Here is a 19,505-nt window from a genome sequence, read left to right as displayed (position 1 = left end):
ATACATAGTCAACGCAATACGGATAACAGCATGCACAAACTGGAAGACATCAAACTCGCGATCATCGGCCTCGGCTACGTTGGCTTGCCGCTGGCGGTCGAGTTTGGCAAGCAGCGCCCGGTTATCGGCTTCGATATCAACCAATCGCGCATCAATGCCCTGCGCGAAGGCCATGACAGCACGCTGGAAGTCTCCGACCAGGAGCTCAAGCAAGCCTGCTTGCTTTCCTATTCTGCCGATACTGCCGATCTTGAAGCGGCTAACGTCTATATCGTCACAGTGCCCACACCCATTGATGAGCACAAGCAACCCGATCTGACTCCCCTGCGCAAGGCGTCGGAAACCATCGGCAAAACGCTTAAGCACGGCGACATTGTCATCTACGAATCCACCGTCTATCCCGGCGCAACGGAAGAAGAGTGCATTCCGGTGCTGGAACGGGTATCCGGCCTGGTGTTCAATCAGGATTTCTTCGCCGGCTACAGCCCCGAACGCATCAACCCGGGCGACAAGGAACACCGCGTCACCACCATCAAGAAAGTGACATCCGGTTCCACCCCTGAAGTGGCAGATCTGGTGGATGCGCTCTACAACCAGATCATCACCGCAGGCACACATAAGGCGACCAGCATCAAGGTCGCTGAAGCCGCCAAGGTCATTGAAAATACCCAGCGTGACCTGAACATCGCCCTGATCAACGAGCTTGCGGTGATCTTCAACAAGATGGGCATTGATACCGAGGCCGTGCTCAAGGCAGCCGGCACCAAATGGAACTTCCTGCCGTTCCGTCCCGGCCTGGTGGGTGGTCACTGCATTGGCGTAGACCCGTATTACCTCACCCATAAGGCCCAGGCCATCGGCTACCACCCGGAAATCATCCTGGCCGGACGCCGCCTGAATGACAGCATGGGGGCTTACGTCGTATCTCAGCTGGTCAAGGGCATGCTTAAAAAGCGCATCCACGTAGAAGGTGCCCGCGTACTGATCATGGGCTTGACCTTCAAGGAGAACTGCCCCGATCTGCGTAATACCAAGGTGATCGACATCGTGCGCGAACTGGCCGAATACGACATTGCGGTCGACGTATACGACCCCTGGGTGTCAGCTGAAGAGGCGCAGCACGAGTATGGCATTACCCCGATAGCCAAGCCCCAACCGGGCAGTTACGACGGCATTGTGCTCGCAGTAGCCCACCAGCAGTTCGCTGCCATGAGCGAACAGGACTACCGTCAGCTCGGCAAGCCGCAGCATGTGCTGTATGACCTTAAGTATGTACTGCCAGAGGGCCAGTCAGACCTGCGCCTGTAAGCGCGGCCCTTAACCAGATACCAAAGCCGGTTCGCGCGATGGCCGAACCGGCTTGATCGTTTTTACGGAACAACACCATGACCCGTTACGAAGAACTGCTGCAGACGCTGCCTCAAGACCCAAAGACCTGGCTGGTTACCGGCGTTGCCGGCTTTATCGGTTCCAACCTGCTGGAAACCCTGCTCAAACTGGATCAGACCGTCATTGGTCTGGACAACTTTGCCACCGGCTACCAACGCAACCTGGATGAAGTGCAGAGCCTTGTGACTGCCGAACAATGGGCACGCTTCCGCTTTATAGAAGGGGACATCCGCAACCTGGATGACTGCCGCACGGCATGCGAAGGCGTGAACTACGTCTTGCATCAGGCCGCACTTGGCTCAGTGCCACGCTCCATCAATGACCCAATCACCACTAACGCCACCAACATTGATGGCTTCCTGAATATGTTGGTAGCGGCCCGCGACGCCAAGGTAGACAGCTTTACCTATGCAGCCAGCAGTTCCACCTACGGCGACCATCCAGGGTTGCCAAAAGTGGAGGATGTGATTGGCAAGCCGCTGTCGCCTTATGCAGTCACCAAATACGTGAATGAACTGTATGCAGACGTCTTTGCCAAAACCTACGGCTTCAACACCATTGGGCTGCGTTACTTCAATGTATTTGGCAAACGCCAGGATCCGGACGGGGCCTACGCGGCGGTGATTCCGAAGTGGACTGCAGCGATGATTCAGGGCGAGCCGGTCTATATCAATGGTGATGGCGAAACCAGTCGTGACTTTTGTTATATCGACAATACCGTGCAAGCCAATCTGCTAGCTGCGACAGCACAGTCTGCCGATGCGCGTAATCAGGTATACAACGTCGCTGTGGGTGACCGCACCACGCTGAATCAGTTATTCAACGCCATAAAGCAAAGCCTCGGCACTAACGGTGTGCTTGTCGGGAATGAACCGCACTATCGAGACTTTCGTGCAGGTGATGTGCGCCATTCCCAGGCTGATATTGATAAAGCAGAGCGGCTACTCGGTTACAGTCCGAGCTTCGATATTAATGCCGGCATTGATTTGGCGATGCCTTGGTACATAAGTCTCTTTAAATGATGGGCTATCAGCCTTTGATGGAAAAGGACTGCATTGATGTCTTTTAATGTAAAAAGGAGATTGCTCCAAGGTGTATTTGGTTTAGGGTTTATAGGGTTCATGTATTCGGCCCTGAACTTTATAGCAAATATATATATATCAAGGGTTTATGGCGTTGAGTCGTTTGCTAGCTACTCGCTGTTTATGTCATTAGCTGGGCTTATTGGTATATATTGTTCTGGAGGTATGGATGCAATTGTAATGCGATCCGGGAGTGCATTAGAGTTCGAGGAAAAAGTAAAAAAGGCTGGTGCAGTTGTTATTTATTTGACTCTGAGTTCTGTTCCGCTAGTAGCCTACTATATCTGCTTTGTCAAAGGTATGGGAGGTGTTGAAGTGTTGTTGTATGTAGTTGCAGCGTACACTGTTGGGCATAATACTTTTAAGCAAGGTGTTTCTGCTTACTTAAACAATCAGTCGAGATATCAAGCTATAGATAAAAGTGTTAGGGGCGGCTTCGGATTCGTTCTGCTGGTTATAGTAGGGCAGATGGGTATCAAAGAAGTGTTGACTCCTATTCTGCTTGCATGTCTTTGTATGTGCTTGTCTTTTCTCGCAACGAACGCATTTGTCAGGCGAAATGGGGTCGATGTTAACAAGCCCAGTTGGGCTATAGATGCATCGATGGTAGTTCCTGTGTTTTTTGTGTTGGCATGCAGCTTTTTAGTTAACTTACTGGTTGCAATTGATTTTATCTTCCTGAGCGTAGCTGATGAGCCTCAGGCTGTTGCAAAATACGCAGCTGCACAAAAGCTCTCCATAGTTTCTTCCGTCCTGATATTTTCCATAAATCTAGCGGCCGTACCCCTTCTGCTCAGAGCAAAGCGAGCAGGCGATGCCCCAGAAGCAAACGGAGTGGTAGCCTTTGCTGTGGTCTTGTCAATGCTCGCTTCTTTTATTTATTTGCTTGTTTGCGTTTTTTTTGGAGATTATTTGCTTTCGCTATTTGGTCCCCAATACGAAGAAGCTGACGTTCAGCTTGTATTGATAGTTTTAGCTGCCTCAGGTCTTGTGAATTCATTGTTTGGGCAAACGTTTACTTTGATGAAGGTTTATTGTAATGAAAAGCCTTTGTCAATATTTGTAATGTTGGCGGTAGTTGCAAAGATTTTGGTTTTAATGAGCTTTTATGATGAGCTCGGTATTCTTGCTGCGGGTGTCGGAACTTTAGTTGCTACTTTGGTTTGGAACGTTATGAGTTTCATTTACTTGTTGAGAGTAAATGGGGTCAGTGCTATAGGTATTGCATTAAAGGGTGTGCAGTGAAAATACTAATCGTTGGCGTAGGTAAATCAAAAAACGTAGGCGATCAGCTGATCGCGGCTTGTATTGGCGAGACTTTCAAAAACAAGTATCGCACAGTAGAGCTTCAATACTATGATTTTAACTTCGGCACATACGAAGTAAAGATAGGCTTTGGAGCTGCTGAGCGAACTACGGATGCGCAGGTATATATGTTGGCCGCTGAAAAGAAAATGTCATATTGGCCGCGTGCGCTGAAGAATTTGCTGGTTTTTTTATATCGTTACCGTTCTAATTATTGTGCAGTGAAGCAGGTGGTCAAGGATGCTGATCTTGTCGTTGTTGGCGGCGGACACCTCTTTATTGATAATTTTTTGAACTTTCCACTGCAGCTTTTTCTGTTATCAAAGGCTGGGAATAATAAGCGGAAAGTATACTGGTGTGTAGGAAGTTCGCAAAGAAAAAGTTTTCTCGCGAAATGGATTCTGCGAAATGCCATAGGGAACGATTCAGTGTTTACGAGGGATGAATCGTCGAGAGATTATTTAATAACGCAAGGGGTTGCTACTGCAGCGCAAGTAAAAAGTTTGTGTGATCCAGCCATATTTACCTGTGATCTCTATCAAGAAAATATGAAACTCAAAAGGGCGAGTCAAAGAAGTGGTGTTAAGGTGCTCGGACTTGCGGTTATGGACCCTATTGAAGCTTGGCGCCACTCTCACCTAACAATAACTAGAAAAAGAGCCGGAAAATTTTGGGCTTCAATAGCGAACGCGGTTAGTCCTGAGTTTGAATTGCATATAATGAGTAATGGTAATGAGTCTGATCAGGCTTTTATCGAGCAATATTTAATTCCAAGTGTACACAGACCCGTCAATGTGATTCAGCCGCCAACCGGGTGTAACGGCTTGATAAGCCAAATAAGCGAATGTGACGTTCTTATAGGTCAGCGCTTGCATGCGGTATTGCCTGCGATTTCATTAGGCGTTCCAACTATGGCTGTGAAATGGGATCACAAAGTGGAAAGTATCGTAAGTGCTTTGGGATGTTCTCAGTTATTGTGTACATTTGATGATTGTCCTGAAGATATCGTCTCTAAGGCAGAGGCAATGGTTGATGATATTCTTGAGGCGCCTAAGCTCGAAGAGCTTAAAGCATTATATTATCAAGAGCTGGCTTTGAAGATATGAAAGATAATGTAATTAACGTTTTGCATGTTGTCAGTAAGCTGGACGCCGGAGGCGTCGAAAAGTGGATCATAGATTTGGCTAAACTTCCAACAGTACGTTGTAATCACGTCGTGTTATCTGTATCTGGAAGCAAGGGTGTTTGGGATGAGAAGATGCAAAAAGGCTCAGTTCTGCATCATCCAAATTTTAAAAAAGGCAAGTTGAAGTTTATTCGTGAGTTCTATGCCTTGGTTAAGTCTGGGGAGTACGATGTTGTTCATGCACATCTATACCAGTTTTCAATGTTTCTTGTGGTTGCGGCCGCACTTGCAAGAGTTCCAGTGATAGTGAGCTCGCACAATGATAAAAAGGCACTACGCTCAAAAAGATATGGATCGAGATTGATTGAAAGCCTCAGAGCTTATGTCTCAAGCTTTATATTTGATAGGCTGGCTACGGTGCGTATTGCTGCAAGCGTTGACGCAGGGAATGACTTATTTAGATTTGGGGACTTTGTTGTTGTTCACTGCGGTGTTTTGATGAATACCTTGCCAGCGTCCTTGCCTGCGAAACGCAAAGGCCCGGATGATAAGATAAAAATGATTTCAATCGGCTCCCTTACTGAACAAAAAAATCATGCATTTCTAATCGAATTGGCGTCAGAACTGAAGAGAAGGGGGAATTTATTCTTCGTTATTGAGGTTTATGGCGAAGGAGCGCTAAGACAGAACCTTGAGCAAATGGCTATGAAGATGTCCGTGAGCGATTGCATAAGATTTCCAGGTTTGACGGATTCTGTACTGCAGAAATTAATCGAGGCAGATGTGTTTCTGTTTCCATCGATCTATGAAGGATTGGGTTTGGCGTTTATAGAGGCTCAGTCAGTGGGTATTAGTTGTGTGGTTTCAGATGCCATACCTCTAGAGGCTGATGTGGCTAAGGAGTGTATTACACGTTTGCCGTTAAATGTAAGTGAGTGGGCGGATGCACTTGAATCATCGCTTTCTTTAGCTGGCCCTCAACAAGCATATGTATGTAACTCAAAGATGCTTGCGTCTGATTTTAATATACTGAACTCAAAAATTAAAATTGAGAGTATTTATGAAGCGCTATGCTAGTCTGCAGGCTGCTGCAGTATTTTTGTTTTCATACATTGGCAGCGTAATTTGCTTGCATTCTGTTGGGCGCGAGTATTCAATTATATTTCTTTCTGTTGTTGTTTTTTTGATATTTTATTTGAGGTCTCGCAGGCTCGGACTGTTGCATTATTTCGGGGCGACATGCGCTGCACTAATATTTTATGCTATAAATTTCTATTATTTTAAAAATCTGGATGTCTTGGTTGGGCCAGATGAGATTAGGTTTAATGATGGCTTCTATAATTACATTTATTCTCCATTTGAATATGTAGCCTGGGCTGTTGGTAGTATTGTTGATTCGAAGATTGTGTTTTCTTCCTCATATCCTGTTTTAGGGGTTATTCTTTATCCTCTTTTTTCTGTTAGTGGGCCTTATGATCCCCAGTTGATGGTGTTGTTTAACCTTTCCCTTTTACTGGCTGTTGTGTGTTTCGGATTGTCGTCAGGTTATAGATGGTCCGTTTTGTTGGTTCTTTTGTCGCCTCAGATTTTGTATCATGCAAATATATATGCAAAAGACGTTCTTTCGCTGGCGTTGTGTTGTTTTGCTGTATATCTTTTTTATCGAAAGAATATCTTTCTATTCATGGCTGTCCTGGTTCTGGCTACGGCGCTTAGACCATATTCTGGAGTGGTGGTTTTCATATATATTTGTGTGCTTAACGGGTATTCAAAGATCCTGCTTTATGCGGCATTTTTCTCGTTGGCTTTTGTGATGCTTTTTTCCGGCGCTGCTGGTGTTGTGAATTCCATTTTAATATCGCAGTACCTTATTGTTAGTCCAAACCCATTTTCTTTTAAAGTCGGTTTGGAGGGTTATTCCTATCTGTATATAGAAGCTTGGATTTTGCTCGTAGCATATACTGTTGTGTCTTTTTTTACACTGGTTTCACGCGCGGTGCGTGAAAAGTATTTGATGATGGTCAGTGGCTTGGTTATTTATGCTTCCGTGATGGCCCTCATAGGTTCCTACTCAAGCGATTTTTATGGGCTTGAATATAAGGCTGGTTCTTTGTCTGGAAATATTGTCAGAAAAAAAATAATGATGATGCCATATGTGTATGTTTTTTTGGGTGTGATTCTGTTGGATATTTTTCGTCGAATTTCACTCAAGTTTATAGCTCGTAGCAATTTTCGTGGATATGGGAGGAAGTGATGTCTGGTCGCGATAAGTTTCGCCGTCATGCGCGTTTTTTGGCAGGCTTGACCTACGTCATTTCGTTAGCTCCTTCCCTATTTCGAAAGATTCTGTGGGATCATTTTAGTTCGTATTCCGGGGTCGCGTCAGTTGCCTTAAGATACTGTCTTGTAAAAGCCGAAGCTGCCGCATTAGGGAATGCCTTGTATGTGGGTAGATTTGTTGTTCTTAAAAATTTGAATGAGGTTGTTTTAGGTTCTAATGTATCAATCCATGAATTTTGTTACATAGATGGGGCAGGGGGCTTGGTAGTGGGTGATAATGTTTCAATCGCACATGGTTGTTCGATTATTACATTTAATCATACTGTTGGGGATGCTGACGTTCCTATTAAGTACGCTCCAGTATCATATAGTAACGTTGTAATTGAATCTGATGTTTGGCTTGGCTGTGGGGTTAGAGTTATGCCGGGTGTTCGTATTGGTAGTCGTTCAATTGTGGCTGCGGGCTCCGTTGTTACTTCAAATGTTCCTCCCGGCTCTGTAGTTGCTGGTGTTCCAGCCAGGATTATTAAAAAGCTAGTAGGTGAAAATGAAGGTTAAAGCTTTGTTTGCACATGACCACTATTTCTATGTTTCTGGGGAGAGCGTTTACAGTCGCGGTGGTCTCCCGTCAAGTGCATGGGATAGATATTTAGAGCATTTTTCGGAGCTTGTTGTTTTAGGGAGAAAAGGTAAAGAGGTTAAAATTCAAAGTAAAATGACTCTTTCGTCGTGCCCTCGGGTTTCCTTCGAGCTCTTGCCGAACCTTTCTAGATTGCGCTTTATGGTATTTGGTAGTTCCGTCGTTTCAGAAAAAATATATTTAGCGGTGAGGGGGGTTGATGTTGTCGTGGTTCGGCTTCCTAGTAGAGTTGGAATGGTTGTCTTAAAGGAAGCCATACGTCAAAAAAAACCTTATGTGATAGAGTTGGTCGGCTGCACTTTCGACTCTTATTGGCACCATGGTGGTTTAAAGGCTAAAGTTATGGCCTTTTGGGATTTTTTTGCGGTTAAAGCGCGAGTTTTAAGTGCAAGGTATGTAATTTATGTTACTGAGCATTATTTGCAGCAGCGTTATCCCAATAGATCGGGAGTTAGTATCTCTTGCTCAAATGTTAACGTTGCTGAGTTGGAGTTTGATCCTGCTCTAGCTTTGTCTCGCACAAAGCGGGGGCGGGTAAAGATAGGTCTGATTGGTAATTATGATGCGGCTTACAAAGGCATTGATGTGGCCATAAGAGCTCTACATAATGTGGTTAGGGCTGGTTACGACGTCGTACTTCAAATCGTTGGTAGTGGCGATTCCAGTCGATATCAGAAATTAGTTGCCGATTTGGGGATGTCGAGTCATGTTGTTTTTTTAGGTCGGCTTTCAGCGGGAACTGAAATTTTTCGTTGGCTTGAGAGTGTTGATATTTATATTCAGCCTAGTATGACCGAAGGTTTGCCCCGTGCCCTGATTGAGGCGATGAGCGTTGGTTGTCCTTGTATCGGCTCTCGCGTTGGCGGCATACCCGAACTCCTTGGTGAAAGGTATCTGTTTAATTCAGGGGACTATGTTGCGCTAAAAAATCTGCTGATCGCCATGATTGATAACGAGGACTATCGTGTTTCTTCGTGCAAAGAAAATTATGTGCGTTCCCTTGATTTCGTGTCAGACAAGCTCGCGCGTAGACGTTCGGCTTTTTTTAAAAATATGTTGTCGGATATTTCAATTTGTAACGCCGATTTTTAAATTTGCTGTCTTGAGGTTATATGATTTTAAAGGCGTCATCTACAGATGTGGTGCTGGTGGTTGCGGGAACAGCAGAGTCACTGGTAAATTTTCGTGGCGAGCTTTTGAGGGAAATTGTCAGTGCTGGAATGCAAGTGAATGTTGTGGCTCCGGATTTTCACACTTCCATTAAGTCCTTTGATTTGCTTTCTAGCTGGGGTGTGAAATGCCATAGTTTGAAGTTAAGTCGGACAGGCTTGAATCCCCTTTCTGATATTAAGTCCTGTTTGGCTCTTTTTAGGTTGGTGGCAGCGATTAGGCCAAGTTTTGTTCTTTGTTATACAGTTAAGCCTGTTATCTATGGCATGTTGGCTTCTTGGCTCGTTGGTCGAAATCGCCGGTATGCTTTAATTACCGGGCTTGGTTATGCTTTTACCCAGGAGGCGAAGGGTAGGCGAAGGCTTGTCCAGTTGTTAGTTAAGATGCTTTATCGGCTTTCTTTGGGTAAGGCCGATCTTGTTTTTTTTCAGAATCCGGATGATGAAGCGCTTTTTCGCTCTTTGAATATACTTTCTGCTGAATCTAAAAGTGTAATTTTAAACGGTTCTGGTGTTAACCTTGATTTTTTTTGCTTCAAAAGCATTGGTGAACGCGCCGCTCCGACTAGTTTTTTGATGACTGCCCGACTGCTTTCGGATAAGGGGGTGCGGGAGTATGTGGCCGCAGCTCGAATTGTCCGTCAAACTTATCCTAGAATCAGGTTCGACCTCTTGGGAGGATTAGATAATAACCCTACCGCTATTTGTGAAGCGGAGCTAAATTCTTGGGTTGCAGATGGAGTTATTTCTTATCTAGGGAGGGTTTCAGACGTTCGTCCTTCAATTGCTAGTTGTTCTGTTTTTGTACTGCCCTCCTACAGAGAGGGGACCCCGCGATCAGTTCTCGAGGCCATGGCAATGGGTCGGCCCATCATCACAACCGACGCTCCAGGTTGTCGCGAGACGGTTATTGATGGTGAAAACGGGTTTCTTGTACCTGTGAAGTCAGTGGACGCGTTGGTCGAAGCTATGACGCGATTCATTGAAGACCCTGATCTGGCCGCTAGAATGGGCAAGCGTTCGCGTGAGATCGCGGAAGATAAGTACGATGTGCACAAAGTGAACGCTGTCATGCTTAAAGAAATGGGGATTCAATGATCAAGCGTGCCTTCGATATCGTCGCGGCGGGTTGTGCATTGTTGTTGCTGGCTCCGGTTATCGGGTATGTCGCTTGGCAAATCAGCCGGAAGATGGGCTCACCCGTGTTATTTCGCCAGGTGCGCCCGGGCTTGAATGGCCAGCCGTTCGAGATGATCAAGTTTCGCACCATGAAAGATGCTCTGGATGCTGCCGGTAATCCGCTGCCTGATGCTGAGCGCTTAACGCCCTTTGGGCAGTTTTTGCGTTCTTCCAGTCTAGATGAATTGCCGGAATTGTGGAATGTGCTTAAAGGCGATATGAGTCTGGTGGGGCCACGGCCGCTGCTAATGGAATATTTGCCTCTGTATTCAGCCGAGCAGGCGCGGCGGCATGAGGTGCGGCCGGGGCTGACTGGCTGGGCCCAGGTGAACGGTCGCAATGCGTTGAGCTGGGAAGAGAAGTTCAAGCTGGACGTCTGGTACGTGGATAACCAGTCGCTCTGGCTAGATATCAAGGTGTTGTTTCTTACCGTAAAAAAGGTACTGGTGCGTGATGGCATCAGTGCGGAAGGAGAGGCCACCATGTCGAAGTTCACCGGGAGCGACTCGTGAAACACCTTGCTGTGCTGGGTGCCAGCGGCCACGGAAAGGTAATTGCCGATTGTGCCGAACTCTGTGGTTGGGAGCAGGTCAGCTTCTTTGATGATCGCTGGCCGGAGCTGAAGGTTAACGGTCATTGGCCTGTTATCGGTGGCACCAAAGAGCTCATAGAGAGCCTTTTGCAGTTTCAAGGCGTGGTTGTGGGGATTGGCAACAACAGTATTCGCTTAACCAAACTGCAACAGTTGCTCGATGCCGGGGCGCAGTTGCCTGTTTTGCAACACCCTTCGGCCCAGGTCAGCCGTTATGCACGCATTGGTCTGGGCTCGGTTGTGTTCGCCGGCGCGGTGATTAACGCCGACAGCGAACTAGGCAAGGGCGTCATCATCAACACGGGTGCCACCGTCGACCACGACTGCGTGCTCGGCGATGGCGTGCATATCAGCCCGGGTGCCAATCTTGCCGGTGGCGTTGTTGTTGCAGAGCGCAGCTGGATAGGTATTGGTGCCAGTGTTCGACAACTGGTTCGGATTGGCCGTGATGCCGTTGTTGGCGCCGGTGCTGCTGTCGTTGCTGATACTGCCGATGTCGTGACCCTCATTGGCGTGCCTGCACGACCCCGCTGAATGTTTTGTTGCCATACAGCAAGTGTTGTGTGGTCTGTCTTTTAAGGGCTTTTATTGATGCTTAACACCCCGTTTTCTCCCTGGCCGTCGTTCACCTCAGAAGAAGCCGACGCGCTGCAGGCGGTGCTCTTGTCCAACAAGGTCAATTACTGGACCGGGCAGGAGGGGCGCGAGTTTGAGAAGGAGTTTGCGGCCTGGGCCGACTGCAATCACGCCATTGCGCTGTCCAATGGCACGCAGGCGCTGGATCTGGCGCTGAAGGGGCTGGGCATTGGGCCGGGTGACGAGGTGATTGTCACGCCGCGTACCTTTCTGGCGTCCGCTTCGAGCATTGTGACGGCAGGTGCCGTGCCGGTGTTTGCGGATGTGGACCGTGACTCGCAGAACATCACTGCGGAGACTATTGCCGCGGTGCTGAGCGAACGTACCAAAGCCATCATCTGTGTGCACTTGGCGGGTTGGCCGTGCGATATGGACCCGATCATGGCGTTGGCGGCCAAGCACGGTCTCTTCGTGATTGAGGATTGTGCGCAGGCGCACGGTGCCCGTTACAAGGGGCGTTCGGTTGGCTCCATTGGGCATGTGGGCGCGTGGTCGTTCTGTCAGGACAAGATCATGACCACCGGTGGTGAAGGCGGTATGGTGACGACCAACGACCGCGAACTGTGGTCGCGCATGTGGTCTTACAAGGATCACGGCAAGAGCTGGGAGGCGGTATATGAGCGCGAGCATCCGCCGGGGTTCCGCTGGCTGCACGAGAGCTTTGGCACCAACTGGCGCATGACCGAACTGCAGGCGGTGATCGGGCGAATTCAGCTGCGGCGCATGGCCGGCTGGACGGCGGCGCGCACGCGCAATGCGGAGCGTATCTGGAATATCTGCCGCGCATTTGATGTTGTGCGCGTACCGGCATTCCCCGCCGATTGTGTGCACGCCCATTACAAGTGTTACGTTCAGGTGGTGCCGGATAAGCTGGCTGCTGGCTGGACGCGTGACCGTATTATCGAGGCGATCGTGGCCGAGGGCGTGCCCTGTTTTCAGGGATCCTGTTCCGAGGTGTATCTGGAGAAGGCGTTTGACGATACGGGTTGGCGGCCGGCGGAGCGTTTGCCGGTGGCGCGTGAGCTGGGTGAGACCAGTCTGATGTTTCTGGTGCACCCTACGCTGACCGAGGCGGAGATGACCAAAACCTGTGCAGTGATTGAGCAAGTACTGGCGCAGGCTGGGCATCGTTGATCGTTGCGGGATCGCCGTTTTAGAGGGGTTGACGTTCTTTGGCGGCGTATTGATCCCGTTGGGGTGGTGCCAATCTTGCTTGGTTGGGTTATGGGTTTCTGTGCGGACGCGGCATGCCGCGTCCCTGCGGGTGCGGGGTGTTTGGTGCGTGGGCAGTGTGTGCGATGCACCGCAGTTGTCTAATGCCGCCGTCGATTCGTAGGGCCACGGCATGCCGTGGCCGGTTGGGGCAGGGTGGACGTTGGCGTCGCGCCCCACAGGATGAATGAATTTGAATAATCAGGAGTTGCCGTGAAGGTTACCAAGGCTGTTTTACCCGTAGCGGGGCTGGGCACGCGGTTTTTGCCGGCCAGCAAAGCGATTCCGAAGGAAATGGTCACCGTGGTGGACAAGCCCGTGGTGCAGTATGTGGTTGAGGAAGCGCTGGCGGCGGGCATCAACGAGATTGTGCTGGTGACCCACGCGAGCAAGAAGGCCATTGAAGATCACTTTGACGTTAACTACGAGCTTGAGGCCGAGCTGGCACGGCGCGGTAAGGACGCCCTGCTGCAGGTGCTGCGCGAGATTGCGCCGCCGGAGCTGAAGGTTACGGCGGTGCGCCAGGGCCGTGCGCTGGGTCTGGGTCACGCGGTGGCCTGCGCGCGCCCAGTGGTGGGCGATCAGCCCTTTGCGGTGTTGCTGCCGGATGTGCTGGTAGCCCAGGCGGGAGCAGCGTCTGACTTGCAGGCGATGACCGAGCGTTTCGCTGCCACCGGCAAGGCGCAGGTGATGGTTGAGCCGGTGCCGTGGGAGCAGGTGCATCAATACGGTGTGGTTGATCTGGGCGGCGCGCAGTTGCATCAGGGCAAGCAGGCGCTGATGCAGCAGGTGGTGGAAAAGCCCGCCCGCGAGGCGGCACCCTCCAATCTGGCGATTGTGGGCCGCTATGTGCTGCCGGGTGAGATCTTCGAGCTGCTGGCAGCAACAAAGCCGGGCGCCGGCGGCGAGATTCAGCTCACCGATGCGATTGCGGCACTGATGCAGCAGACCGGGGCAGAGGCCTATCGCATGCGTGGCCGCTCGTTCGACTGCGGCAGCAAGCTGGGTTATCTGGAAGCGACACTGGCCTACGGGCTGGAGCATCCGGTGTTGGGGCAGGATTTCAAGGGATTGCTGGCCCGCTATGCGCAGTAAGCGCGCGGGCTGAGGACAGGCACCATGCAGGTTGATGTTTACGGTGACACGCTGTGCGCCCTGGTCAGCGCAACGGCGCTGGCTTCGACCGGTAACCAGGTGCAGTTGCATCTGCCGGCCGGTCCGCATGCCGAGCAGTTGCAGCGCGGCGAGTGCCCCTTTCGGGAGGCCGGGCTGGCAGACCTGATGGCTGAGCAGATGCAAGGCGGCAGGCTGATGCTTGCGCCGCTCGCCGCACCGCCGCAGCCGTTGGCGGTGATCTGGCTGGCGTTGAACCCGGACAGCATGCCCGAGGCTCTCTCGCTGATCGCCGCGTTGCCGGAGCGCTGCACGCGCCGCTGGCTGGTGGTGAACCAGTCCACATTTGCGGTGGGCAGCAGCGAGTTGCTGCAACAAACCCTGCTCGACTGCGACACGCCGCCGACGCAGCCGGGGGCGGTGGTCAGCCTGCCGGATCTGCTGATCGAGGGTAATGCGCTGCAAAGCTTCATGCGTGCCGACAGCTGGCTGCTGGGCGCTGATGCCGACTGGGCCCGCCAACTGGTAACCGAGCTGCTGCGGCCATTCAATCGCCGTCGCGACGCCATCATGCCGATGCGCCCGCGTGAGGCGGAGTTCACCAAACTGGCGATCACCGGCATGCTCGCTACCCGTCTGAGCTACATGAACGATATGGCCAATCTGGCCGACAGCCTGGATGTGGATATCGAACAGGTGCGCCAGGGCATGGGTGCTGACCGGCGGATTGGCGATGCCTACCTGTATCCCGGTTGCGGCTTCGGCGGGCTGAGTTTTTCCCGCGATGTAATGAGCCTTGCCTCTACCCTCGAAGGCAGCGGCCTGGCGGCGCAGTTGCTCGATGAGGTGCTGAACATCAACGAGCGCCAGAAAGAGGTGCTGTTTCGCAAGCTGTGGCGTCATTACGGTACCGACCTGCGCGGCCGCAAGGTGGCGCTGTGGGGCGTGGCGTTCAAGCCGGAAACCTCGCGCATCAACAATGCGCCTGCGCTCAAATTGCTGGAAGCGCTCTGGGCCCAAGGTGTTGAGGTGCATGTGCATGATCCGCGTGCTCTCGACACGCTGGCCCGCTGGGCGGGTGAGCGCGATGATCTGGTGCTGCATCAGGACCCGTATGCGGCGGTCGCCGGTGCCGATGCGCTGATGCTGGTTACCGAATGGAAAGCCTACTGGAGCCCTGATCTGCCGCGCCTGCGCGAGCTGATGGCCGCGCCACTGCTGCTCGACGGCCGCAATGTATGGGATCCGGCGTTTATGAAGCAGAACGGCTTTACCTACTACGGCATAGGACGGCGATGACATGAGCAGTTCATTGACGCACAAGGCCGCCTGGAAGGCGCTGATGCAGCATGCCGCGGAGCTGCGCAGCAGCCATCTGGCCGAGCTGTTTGCCGCCGATGCAGGGCGTTTTGACAGCCTGCATCGTGCCTTTGGCCCGCTGCTGTTTGATTTTTCCAAGCAGCGGCTGGACGCCCGCACGCTGCCGCTGCTGTTTGATCTGGCAGCCGAGCAGGGGCTGGCCGAGCACATGAGCGAGCTGTTCTCCGGTGCTGCGGTCAACCCGAGCGAGGGTCGGGCCGCGATGCACTGGGCCCTGCGCCTGCCGGCCGAGCGTGGCTGCGTGCTGGCCGGGGAGGACATCAACGCCCAGGTGCAGGCTCAGTTGCAACGCATGGACGACATCGTGCAGAAGGTACGCAGCGGCCAGTGGCGCGGCACTACCGGTGAGGCGATTACCGATGTGGTCAATATCGGCGTTGGCGGCTCGGACCTTGGCCCGCTGATGGTCACCGAGGCGCTCACCGATTCTCGCCCGGTTAACGATTCGCCGCTGCGGGTGCACTTTGCCTCGACCATGGACGGCAGCCAGGTGTCGCAGCTGCTGGGTGGCCTGAATCCCCATGCGACGCTGTTTATCATTTCATCCAAGTCGTTTTCCACCATCGATACGCTGAGTAATGCCGCTACCGCCCGCGGCTGGCTGGAGCGCGAGCTGGGCGAGCTGCCGGGGCTCTTGGCCTGCCACTTTATCGGCGTGTCGGCAGCGGCCGAGCGCATGACGGAGTGGGGTATTGCCCCGGCCAATCAGTTGGCGCTGTGGGAGTGGGTTGGCGGGCGGTTTTCGTTGTGGTCGGCCATTGGCCTGCCGATTGCGCTGTCGATCGGCATGGCGGGTTTTCGTGAGTTGCTGGCCGGTGCGCATGCGATGGACGAGCATTTCCGTCAGACGCCCTGGGCCGATAACCTGCCGGTGCTGCTGGGGCTGATCGGCATCTGGAACACCAACATGCTGGGCATCAACGCCCACGCGGTACTGCCCTACGACGGACGCCTCAAGGAGTTGCCCAACTACCTTGAGCAACTGGAGATGGAGTCCAACGGCAAGTCGGTCAATCTGGCCGGCGACACGGTGGATTACGCCACCTGCCCGATTGTCTGGGGCACCATTGGCCCTAACGCGCAGCATGCGTTCTATCAATTGCTGCACCAGGGGACCGAGCCGGTCACCTGCGACTTTATCGTGCCGGCACGGCGCTACCGCGAGGCCCAGCACAGCCTTGCCGTGGCCGAACTGAGGGCCCAGCACGAGCTGGCATTGGCGAACTGTCTGGCCCAGTCGCGGCTGCTGGCACTCGGTGATGCGGCGGTAGAGGATGCCGACACCTTGCCGCGTAACCGTCGCTATCGCGGTAATCAACCCAGCTCGACCCTGCTGCTGGATGAACTGACGCCCTACAGCCTGGGGGCGCTGATTGCGTTGTATGAACACAAGGTGTTCGTGCAGTCGGTGATCTGGGAAATCAACCCGTTTGACCAGTGGGGCGTGGAGATGGGTAAACGTATCGCCGTAGATGCGTTGGCCTGCATCCGCGGCGACATCGAGCGCCTGCCGGGCGCTGATGCCTCTACCGCCGGCCTGCTGGCGCGGATCATGGCCGGTAGCGCGTGATCAGCGGCGCAACGCGTAGGGCGGACTAAGCGCAGCGTGTCCGCCGTTCAGCCCCGGTAACGATGCAGGCCAAGGTGGAGATAATACGTAGGGCGGACTAAGCGTAGCGTGTCCGCCGCTTAACCCCGGTGGCCAACGCGGTGCGTTGACCACCCTACACGCGATATGTCGCAGGGCTCGGCGACGCAGCCGATAACGATGCCAGGCCAAGGCGGAGATAATGCGTAGGGCGGACTAAGCAAAGCGTGTCCGCCGTTTAGCCCCGGCGACCATGGAGTTAGCAGTGCGGATCAGTCCAAGGCCTGCAGGATGCGGTTGGACAGCACACGCGAGCCGGCTGCGGTCGGATGAATGCCGTCACTGGTGATATAAATCGACTCGCGGCCGGCGAAGTCGGCGCGCACATCGATAAACTTCACACCCATGCCCGGGTAGGCGGCAGCCTTGTAGTTCATGCTGTAGTTGTTGATGTCCTGCAGGTTCTCGGCGCTGCCCGCGGCGTTGTAGTAGCCGAGGAAGATGATCTCTTCGATACCGTCATTGCGCATCTTTTGCACGAGGGTGGCGATGCGATCTTCCAGCTCGTTGAGCAGCGGCATGCAGGCGCTCAGCGACGGACGGCAGCTGTTGAGCTGAATGTCGTTACCGCCGCCATTGAAGATCACCGTACGAATGCCGCTCTTGTCCGCCCGGGCATACTGGTTTTCTACCGAATACAGCCGTGAACAGAGAACGTTACCGCCGGTCAGCTGGCAGCCGGAGCGGGCGTAGGTGTCGATGTTCTCGTCCAGATCGGCTTCCAGGTTCTCGTGAATATCACCGGACAGGGCAAAGATCGAATCGCCAAGGATCATGGTGTCCGGGCTGCTGATGCCGGGGTTACTGGCCATGGCCGGCAGGCTGACCAGGGTGCTGAGGGCGAGTGCGGCCAGACCGCGTTTGAACAGAGTTTGCATGGGCATTCCTTTTTGTTGTTGTGCTGACGGGTCTCCAGTAAGGCTGAATCAGGTGTTGAAACAAAAGGAGACATTTTCGCAATATGCATCGCGCATGTTAGGCGGCGGGGCGGGGTAAACAAGCACCCAAACGGGCGAGTGGGGCGAACATACGTAGGGCGGAGTAAGCGCAGCGTGTCCGCCGTTTGGGGTGCAGTGGATCAGCACGAGCGCGAGCTGATGCCTCAATGGCGGAGACGCCTTTGGCTTACTCCGCCCTACGGTAGAGCGGCGATCCGTAGGGTGGACCAAGCGTAGCGTGTCCGCCGTTTGTGGGCTGTTGCTCCGGGGGGCAGCCAGGCCAGCGAATCAGTCCACCGACAGATCCACTTCGCGGATATACAGGCGGCCCGCGTCGATGGTGGCTTCATCGAGCATTTTCTGCTCCAGCACGCCGCCGGTAGACCAGGTGGCGAAGTCATCGTCGTTGAGCACGCCCAGATGGCCATCGTCGATGCGCCACAGGCCTTCCATCTTGTCGTGCGGATAGTTGGCCTCAACCACCATGTCCAGCACCAGAGTCTTGTCTACCGGGTAGATGCCGACCGCTGCCAGTGCCGCCCAGCCGCCGTTCAGCACTACTTCTTCCAGCGTCTTGCCGTTGATGGTCAGACCCAGATCCGGGTCCTGTACCATGCCGGGTTGCAGGGCGACGGTTTCCAGGTTGGTGCCGGTGGACAGGTCGATGCGGTAGACCTGTTTCTGTGCGTTGGGTGACACGCCGGCCGCGCCGTTCGGGCCGCCATACAGGAAGCTGCCGTCGCGCTCGAGTACCAGGAAGTCGGTGCTGCTCAGACCGACCATTTCCGAGTTGGAGTTGGCGGGCTTTTCCTGCTGGTACAGATACTGGCCGATTTCACCGGTCGCGATGTTTACGGTGACGATGCGGGTGATGGTCAGTGAACGCACTGCCTTACTCGGCAGGTCCATGGTGGACTGCATCAGGCCGACCAGGGTGCTTTCGTCCGGGGTGATGGCAAGGCCTTCCATGCCGCGGTTGGCACGGCGATAGGCGTACTCGGCAGGCAGGTTGATGCGGGTGCGGGTGTCTGCGGTAAAGGGGTTGATGCGGTCGATTTCGCGGCCTTCGGCATCAAAGTGCACCATGTGCGGACCGTATTCGTCGCTTGCCCAGAAGGTGCCGTCGCGCAGTGCGACCAGTCCTTCGCCGTCCAGACCGTAATCGTCCAGCTTGATGGGGTTAGTTTCCGCATCAAAGGGCAGTGTCGGGTCGACCACGATCGGCGTGCCATCCGGGTTGTAGGGTGTTTCACCGGTGCCGCCCAGCGCCGAGGTGTTGGGCAGGCCGGTGATCGGGGTACCGTCGGGCCGCTTCAGCAGGATGGTTGCCAGCTGTTCGACGCCGCCGTCTGCAGTGATGCGGAAGTGGCCGATACGCGGGGTGTAATCGGCGACCGGGAAGGACTTTCCGGAGCCGTATTCGCCGCCGACAAAATCGGCGTTGGGGCCGCGATCGGTCATGGCGTAGAACTCGCCCAGCCGGCTCGGGTGGGCGGTCATGGCTGAGCCGTAGCCGCCATTGCGGATTTCAAAGGGAGCTTCGGTTTTGCCGTCGATCAGGTCATCACGCAGGATGGTGAAGGGCAGCTCGACGCCCTCCATCGGGAAGGCTGCCAGCTTGGTGGCGAGCGCCTGTTCCGGGGTGACGGTTGCATCGCCGTCGTTGCTGGAGGATTTGCAGGCGGTGAGCAGTGCGCTGCCGAGCAGCACGGCCGAAAGCACTTTCCAGTGGGTCATCTGTTCGTCCTTGTATCGGGAGTAGGCGCTGGCGGCTGCCGTGCGCGAAGATCGGCAGACTAGCCCCGGGAGGTGACAA

General features: G+C 53.5%; 17 protein-coding genes. 15 read left to right on the top strand and 2 right to left on the bottom strand.

Going from position 1 to position 19,505, the window contains the following annotated elements; all coding sequences use genetic code 11:
- Nucleotides 1–30 precede the first annotated feature (30 nt).
- The 15 genes from tviB to pgi all read left to right on the top strand — a co-directional run bounded on the left by tviB (nt 31) and on the right by pgi (nt 16,673).
- Entirely contained in the window at nt 31–1,308 is a 1,278-nt protein-coding gene (gene tviB, locus O5O48_RS16995) for a Vi polysaccharide biosynthesis UDP-N-acetylglucosamine C-6 dehydrogenase TviB (RefSeq protein ID WP_269687690.1), read from the top strand.
- Between the two features lie 77 nt (nt 1,309–1,385).
- Nucleotides 1,386–2,411, top strand: a complete 1,026-nt coding sequence (locus O5O48_RS16990; protein WP_269687689.1) for an NAD-dependent epimerase/dehydratase family protein — start codon at nt 1,386–1,388, stop codon at nt 2,409–2,411.
- Between the two features lie 36 nt (nt 2,412–2,447).
- On the top strand, nt 2,448–3,716 hold the full coding sequence (locus tag O5O48_RS16985) for a hypothetical protein (protein ID WP_269687688.1): 1,269 nt from the start codon (nt 2,448–2,450) through the stop codon (nt 3,714–3,716).
- The gene (locus tag O5O48_RS16980) at nt 3,713–4,882 is read left to right on the top strand and encodes a polysaccharide pyruvyl transferase family protein (RefSeq protein ID WP_269687687.1); all 1,170 of its coding nucleotides are present in this window, start codon (nt 3,713–3,715) and stop codon (nt 4,880–4,882) included. The genes O5O48_RS16985 and O5O48_RS16980 overlap by 4 nt, the downstream gene beginning before the upstream one ends.
- On the top strand, nt 4,879–5,979 hold the full coding sequence (locus O5O48_RS16975) for a glycosyltransferase (RefSeq protein WP_269687686.1): 1,101 nt from the start codon (nt 4,879–4,881) through the stop codon (nt 5,977–5,979). Before O5O48_RS16980 ends, O5O48_RS16975 begins: the two co-directional genes overlap by 4 nt.
- Nucleotides 5,963–7,156 (top strand): hypothetical protein, encoded by a 1,194-nt coding sequence (locus O5O48_RS16970; protein ID WP_269687685.1) that lies wholly within the window; start codon nt 5,963–5,965, stop codon nt 7,154–7,156. Before O5O48_RS16975 ends, O5O48_RS16970 begins: the two co-directional genes overlap by 17 nt.
- On the top strand, nt 7,156–7,740 hold the full coding sequence (locus tag O5O48_RS16965) for an acyltransferase (protein WP_269687684.1): 585 nt from the start codon (nt 7,156–7,158) through the stop codon (nt 7,738–7,740). The genes O5O48_RS16970 and O5O48_RS16965 overlap by 1 nt, the downstream gene beginning before the upstream one ends.
- A complete protein-coding gene (locus O5O48_RS16960; protein ID WP_269688727.1) occupies nt 7,730–8,914 on the top strand; it encodes a glycosyltransferase family 4 protein in 1,185 nt (394 codons plus the stop codon). The genes O5O48_RS16965 and O5O48_RS16960 overlap by 11 nt, the downstream gene beginning before the upstream one ends.
- A 20-nt stretch (nt 8,915–8,934) precedes the next feature.
- On the top strand, nt 8,935–10,089 hold the full coding sequence (locus O5O48_RS16955; protein WP_269687683.1) for a glycosyltransferase family 4 protein: 1,155 nt from the start codon (nt 8,935–8,937) through the stop codon (nt 10,087–10,089).
- Nucleotides 10,086–10,682, top strand: a complete 597-nt coding sequence (locus O5O48_RS16950) for a sugar transferase (RefSeq protein WP_269687682.1) — start codon at nt 10,086–10,088, stop codon at nt 10,680–10,682. Before O5O48_RS16955 ends, O5O48_RS16950 begins: the two co-directional genes overlap by 4 nt.
- Nucleotides 10,679–11,296, top strand: a complete 618-nt coding sequence (locus O5O48_RS16945; protein WP_269687681.1) for an acetyltransferase — start codon at nt 10,679–10,681, stop codon at nt 11,294–11,296. The genes O5O48_RS16950 and O5O48_RS16945 overlap by 4 nt, the downstream gene beginning before the upstream one ends.
- A gap of 57 nt (nt 11,297–11,353) precedes the next feature.
- Nucleotides 11,354–12,532, top strand: a complete 1,179-nt coding sequence (locus tag O5O48_RS16940; RefSeq protein ID WP_269687680.1) for a DegT/DnrJ/EryC1/StrS family aminotransferase — start codon at nt 11,354–11,356, stop codon at nt 12,530–12,532.
- A 291-nt stretch (nt 12,533–12,823) separates the two neighbouring features.
- A complete protein-coding gene (gene galU, locus O5O48_RS16935; RefSeq protein WP_269687679.1) occupies nt 12,824–13,705 on the top strand; it encodes a UTP--glucose-1-phosphate uridylyltransferase GalU in 882 nt (293 codons plus the stop codon).
- A 24-nt stretch (nt 13,706–13,729) separates the two neighbouring features.
- On the top strand, nt 13,730–15,022 hold the full coding sequence (locus O5O48_RS16930; RefSeq protein ID WP_269687678.1) for a UDP-glucose dehydrogenase family protein: 1,293 nt from the start codon (nt 13,730–13,732) through the stop codon (nt 15,020–15,022).
- Between the two features lies 1 nt (nt 15,023).
- Nucleotides 15,024–16,673, top strand: coding sequence for a glucose-6-phosphate isomerase (gene pgi / locus O5O48_RS16925; protein ID WP_269687677.1), 1,650 nt, complete (start codon nt 15,024–15,026; stop codon nt 16,671–16,673).
- Between the two features lie 290 nt (nt 16,674–16,963).
- On the opposite strand, the gene O5O48_RS16920 is transcribed toward pgi, so the two are convergent.
- Together O5O48_RS16920 and O5O48_RS16915 are read right to left on the bottom strand one after the other, a co-directional pair.
- Nucleotides 16,964–17,629, bottom strand: coding sequence for an SGNH/GDSL hydrolase family protein (locus O5O48_RS16920; RefSeq protein ID WP_269687676.1), 666 nt, complete (start codon nt 17,627–17,629; stop codon nt 16,964–16,966).
- Between the two features lie 348 nt (nt 17,630–17,977).
- Nucleotides 17,978–19,426 carry an esterase-like activity of phytase family protein gene (locus O5O48_RS16915; protein WP_269687675.1) on the bottom strand — a complete coding sequence of 483 codons (1,449 nt, stop codon included), beginning with the start codon at nt 19,424–19,426 and terminating at the stop codon, nt 17,978–17,980.
- Nucleotides 19,427–19,505: the final 79 nt, after the last annotated feature.

The organism is Halopseudomonas sp. MFKK-1, assembly GCF_027474385.1.
GTDB classification, from domain to species: Bacteria; Pseudomonadota; Gammaproteobacteria; order Pseudomonadales; family Pseudomonadaceae; genus Halopseudomonas; species Halopseudomonas aestusnigri.
Note: the sequence above shows the minus strand (reverse complement) of the source record. Positions and strands in the feature narration are given on the sequence as shown.